Genomic DNA, 4320 nt, shown 5'->3' on the forward strand with positions numbered 1-4320 from the left:
AATGGTCCAAAAAAGCACAAGGACCATAATCAATGGTTTCCCCACTTATAGTCATATTATCAGTATTCATAACACCATGGACAAAACCAATACTTTGCCAATGGGCTATAAGCTTTGCTTGACGTTCAATCACTCTTTGATACCACGTTAGATAAGCATCATTAGAAGAAATTAAATCAGGATCATGACGTTTGATTGCATAATCTGCTAAACTTTTTAGAGCAGATTCATCTTCTTTATATACCGCATATTCAAATGTACCTACACGCAAATGACTCATAGCTGTACGTACCAAAACAGCTGCATCTTGTAAACCTATTCGGTTAATTTTATCGCCTGTTTTAATGACGGCTAAGCTTCTAGTAGTTGAAACACCCATAGCATGCATTGCCTCAGACATTAAAAATTCTAACAAAGCAGAACGTAATGTTGCACGGCCATCAAACCCTCTTGAATATGGGGTAGTGCCACTACCTTTTAAGTGGACATCAACTAACCCATCATCCGTTAAATGTTCTAGCAATAAATGTGCACGGCCATCCCCTAAAATATTAAAATGGGCATATTGGTGACCCGCATAAGCCATTGATAAAGGCTTTACAATACCAAGTGCGGTTTGACCAAGCAAAAAACGACACCCATCAGGTGAATTGAGTTTTATCTTATCTATCTTTAAATTGCTTGCTAATGCATCATTAAATAAAACTAATGAAGGATTAGCAAATTTAATAGGCATTTGATCCGTATAAAATATTGATGGTAGTGTACGATAAGTATCTTTTATATTAAATCCATAAGTTTGCATCAGTTTATCACCCTTTTTTTTCATACTTATTATAACATTTTAACAAAACTATAGGATTGAATAAGCGTTTTAAAACTATATAGTCTTATCCAGTTTTATTATTTAGAATTATGTGTAAATCAGTATGATTAAATAGTGCTTTATGATATAGTTCTTATTGCAAACTAATTTAAAGGAGACCACGTTATGAAACATAATCGTCAGTTTACACTATTTCAACAAATTCCAATTATTTATAAAGCATCATTGTCATTTTTATTTCTTAAAATCTTTAAGAAAAAAAATGGAATGAATTTTAAACTAAAAGAACGCATCATGTTAGCCGTTACTGAAGTAAACGGGTGTGCAATGTGTTCGTATGTTCATATTAAGTTAGCCACTAAAGCAGGGTTATCTGATAAAGATATTAAAGAAATTTTAGCAGGTGAGTTAGAAGGAATACCTGAGGCAGAAGCTAAGGCTGTTTTGTTTGGTAAAAATTACGCGTTTAATCATGAAGTTGTTGATCAAGAGTTTTATACTAGACTAGTAGAAACATATGGAATAAGAAAAGCACGCTCTATATTAGGCGTAACGCATGTGATTACCATGACTAATGGTATGGGAATTTCACTTGATCTTTTAAAACAAACCTTGACATTTAAACACGTAAAAGGCTCAAACATACTTAATGAATTACTGGTACCAGTTTTTACTATGGTATTATTTCCATTGTTTTTACTTTTAAATCTATTTGTTGTGCCTTTTGTAAAACTCAAACATAGATAGTTCATCGATAAGAATAAAGCCTATTATTGGAACGAAGACTCTATTTAAGGGTCTTTTTTTATATCAAAAATAGGCTTTTGTTATAAAGCGCAATTATAAGCCTATTTATAAATTTATAAACAAGATATTTTTAAATAGAAAAATCGTGATATAATTAAGTCATAATTGCGATATTTGTTATAAAGGGTGATTAATTGATGAAGCCTTTTGTGTTAGAAAACGGTAAATTTAATATGGTTAAACTATTGATTACATCAATAGCTTTTTCTATTTTTATCGCGATTATTGTAATGCTGGTAGAAATGTCATCTATATGGTTAATTCAATATATGCCTGGATTACTAATGCTCGTTTTCATTTTAGTATTAATCCATATCACTATTTTAATTATCAATGATTTGAAACAGCTTTACTTTTATTTAAAGCAATTGGTTGTAAAAATTTTATTTTACCAACCACTGATACAACTCCACGAAGCGGTTGTTTTAGTGTTTAAAGAAGATATGATTAATAAAAGACAATCACATTCACACGAAAAACTGTGTGTGTTTCGCTGTTAAACCTTTCTATTTTACATTTTTAACTATGTAATTTAATAGAAAGGATGAATCTATATGTTTGAAGACTTTGTAAATCGATACAAGGTTATTTTAGATATTAAGAAAGCGCATCCTTTAAAGATGCGCTTTAGTTATGTAAAAAATCAGTTGATTATCTTAGTATGTAGTTTTTTGTTTATAGGGATTGGTATAGGCTATTTTACAAATTTACTCGAGTCATTTAATTATGTATTTTTACTTGTAAATAGCTTGTTTGGATTAATGTATATTTTATATAGTGTTAGTACGCATAAACATTATCAATATCACACCAAAAGAAATTATGATATAAAGGATGTTCTTATAGTAGAAGGAAGTAGATTTTTTTCTTACTTTTTACTGTATAACGTATTCATTTATAGTGTGTTTTTATCATTTGTGGGTTCAATCATTATTTTTATTTTATTGATTATTTTATCAATAACCGCTAATATTATATACTTTCTTGTTAGTATCTATGTTAGTCCTAAAATGATGAGAGAAACCATCTACTACAGTTTAATACTTTTTATAGGCCATATGGCAATAATTTATTTATTACCCATAAAGGGAATTGCTTTAAATTATACCATTTCATATGGAATAGTCATTATTTTTTATCTATATAAAAATTTTACTAATAGTGCTTTAACGATAAAACCTTTTGAGTATTCTAAATTAGCAATCATTACCATCATCATTGCAGGTGGGTACATTGTTGCTGTAATGAGTGATAATGAGTTTGATCTATTCTCATATGATTTTCAGTTTAATGAACCAATCGTCTTGGCATATGATTATCATTTTAATCAAGGAATCACTTATTTTAATCCGTGGAATTTAACCGTAGAAGAAGATAAGATTTATTTAGTTGAAAGAGAAATTTCAAATGGCATGGTATTAGAAGAATTTTTAAATATTTATGATATAAATGGTAATTTATTATCAAAACTAGAGGTTCCTGAGGCTGGTGGGTATAGATTAGAGTCTACCCGTGGCTTTTACTATCAAATTCTCCGTTATCCGAGTTGTCCGGTAACTTTTGAATGTACTCCTTTAGATGGAGAATTGCCTAATAACTATGTGTATCGTTTAAATGAGAACCTAGAGTTTGAGATGATTTTAGAACTTACTGGAAACTATGTTTCACATCATTCTTATTTCATAGAAAACGATGATGTTTCATACTTGTTAGTTGAAAACGAAATTGGATTTTTTGATGAAACAACAAAGACAATTGAATGGTATTTAACAAATGAATTAGATGATTTTTCGTTTTATTCAACCAATAAATTTATATTTATTGAAGAAAATATCGTATATAACAATATTAGTCATCTTTTAACAAGTAATGTTCATTTCTTCGGCGTCCCATTTTGGCCAAATAATATTTATGCTTATAATGAAGGTTATGCAATTAGTTATCAAGAAGAATTAGCATCAGGAAACTATGTATTGCTTCATTTAGATACCGAAGAGATTTATCGTTTGCCAAATGTTAAACATTTACCATATCAGTTTGTAGTCATAGATGATTACTTAATCTATTATACGAACCTTAGTCATATTAGTGTTTATAATTTAACTACCCACAGCATTAAAAATGTTCGGTTTGATGGAATGTTTTCTTGGATTACAACTTCAAGTGCAGTTACTATAAATCAAGATAGAATTAATAATGAAATTACCATAAACATGATAGACTTTGATGCAGGGATTAAGAAGATTATTAACCCAATTGAATGGCCTGTTTTATTAGGAATTCCAACGGCTTTAGTTATCTTTAGTACTATTAAGCTTCACACTAAAAAGTTTGCATCTCCAACTAAACATGACAGAAAGGAACTATCACGATGACAGAAACGAACTTAACGATTCGAAAAGCCAGTATTGACGACAGAGCTTTAGTAAAAGTACTATGGGATAAGGTAATACAAGATGCCTTTTCTAAATCTACCTCAAATGAACACCAAGACCACGCAGGTGAGCTGCAGTTTAAAATGAAACAATTCGATAAGGCATTTAGAAATAAAAAATCACATTACTATTTAGCGTTTAATGGTTCAAAATTAGTAGGAACGATTGCTTATGGCACACCACCTAATTGGGGTATATTAAAAAGAACCAAACGTGCGTTAAAAGATTTTATAGAAATTGGCTCGCTTTATA

The 4320-nt window shown here is 29.9% G+C and carries 5 protein-coding genes; 4 read left to right on the forward strand and 1 reads right to left on the reverse strand.

The features are described 5' to 3' along the window. On the reverse strand, positions 1-805 hold an 805-nt coding region (locus ACHAJD_RS09665), incomplete at its 3' end, for a protein adenylyltransferase SelO family protein (protein ID WP_435585660.1). A gap of 186 nt (positions 806-991) precedes the next feature. Here ACHAJD_RS09665 and ACHAJD_RS09670 point away from each other — a divergent pair. The 4 genes from ACHAJD_RS09670 to ACHAJD_RS09685 all read left to right on the forward strand — a co-directional run. Next, a complete protein-coding gene (locus tag ACHAJD_RS09670; protein ID WP_435585661.1) occupies positions 992-1573 on the forward strand; it encodes a carboxymuconolactone decarboxylase family protein in 582 nt (193 codons plus the stop codon). 197 nt (positions 1574-1770) lie between these two features. Beyond that, on the forward strand, positions 1771-2133 hold the full coding sequence (locus ACHAJD_RS09675) for a hypothetical protein (RefSeq protein ID WP_435585662.1): 363 nt from the start codon (positions 1771-1773) through the stop codon (positions 2131-2133). A 54-nt stretch (positions 2134-2187) separates the two neighbouring features. Continuing rightward, positions 2188-4008 carry a hypothetical protein gene (locus ACHAJD_RS09680; RefSeq protein ID WP_435585663.1) on the forward strand — a complete coding sequence of 607 codons (1821 nt, stop codon included), beginning with the start codon at positions 2188-2190 and terminating at the stop codon, positions 4006-4008. After that, a partial coding sequence (locus tag ACHAJD_RS09685) for a hypothetical protein (RefSeq protein WP_435585664.1) occupies positions 4005-4320 on the forward strand: 316 nt, incomplete at its 3' end. The genes ACHAJD_RS09680 and ACHAJD_RS09685, both read left to right, overlap by 4 nt.

The sequence above is a fragment of the Liberiplasma polymorphum genome (assembly GCF_043951795.1).
Taxonomy (GTDB): domain Bacteria; phylum Bacillota_I; class Bacilli_A; order Izemoplasmatales; family Izemoplasmataceae; genus Liberiplasma; species Liberiplasma polymorphum.